1 protein-coding gene is annotated in these 600 nt (G+C 55.3%); it reads right to left on the bottom strand.

Translation table 11 applies throughout. The features are described 5' to 3' along the window. Window positions 1–363: class I SAM-dependent methyltransferase (locus tag K5Q58_RS20695; RefSeq protein ID WP_220755732.1), on the bottom strand; the 363-nt coding region annotated here is incomplete at its 3' end. Window positions 364–600: the final 237 nt, after the last annotated feature.

Genomic DNA, 600 nt, shown 5'->3' with positions numbered 1-600 from the left:
GAACAAACCATGATTCTGGCCCCGTAACAGATGCAATTGATAACGGCAGCCAAGCTCGCTGGCCAGATGTGGCTCGGGTATCTCGCCGGCAATGAGCTCGGTGCGGGTCTGCCCGGCGGCGCGGTATTGATAGACCAGATTCAGGGCCAGCCCCAAGGCTTGCCAGCGTAATTGCAGACGCTCGGTAACCAGCGCCAGCTCTTCCGGCGTCAGTGGTTTAAAGGCGGTCAGCAACACCACAGGTGCAAACCAATCCAGGCATAAGTGCTCGCTGCCTGGATAACGGCCACCGCGACCATGAAACAAACGGCCACACTCATCGCCTGGTGTCAGGTCGGTGATGGCTTCCAAAAATAACTGCATGAAATCCTCAACCTCTTATTTCTGCCTTTATTCGGCATCGGATGCCGCTTCTTTATCGGCATTTTCCCGCACGGCAATACTGGCATCGTCCGAGAGCAAGATTGCCAGCCAACTGCCACTCTGGCTCGATTCCAGAGCTATCTTGACTATCATGGTGAGCGGCACGGACAGCAACATGCCGACCGAGCCCACGAGACTCCTGAGCATCTCGTATGCCGTCTTCTGCTTGAAAAAAAA

The organism is Shewanella sp. KT0246 (genome assembly GCF_019654955.1).
Classification (GTDB): domain Bacteria; phylum Pseudomonadota; class Gammaproteobacteria; order Enterobacterales; family Shewanellaceae; genus Shewanella; species Shewanella goraebulensis.
Note: the sequence above shows the minus strand (reverse complement) of the source record. Positions and strands in the feature narration are given on the sequence as shown.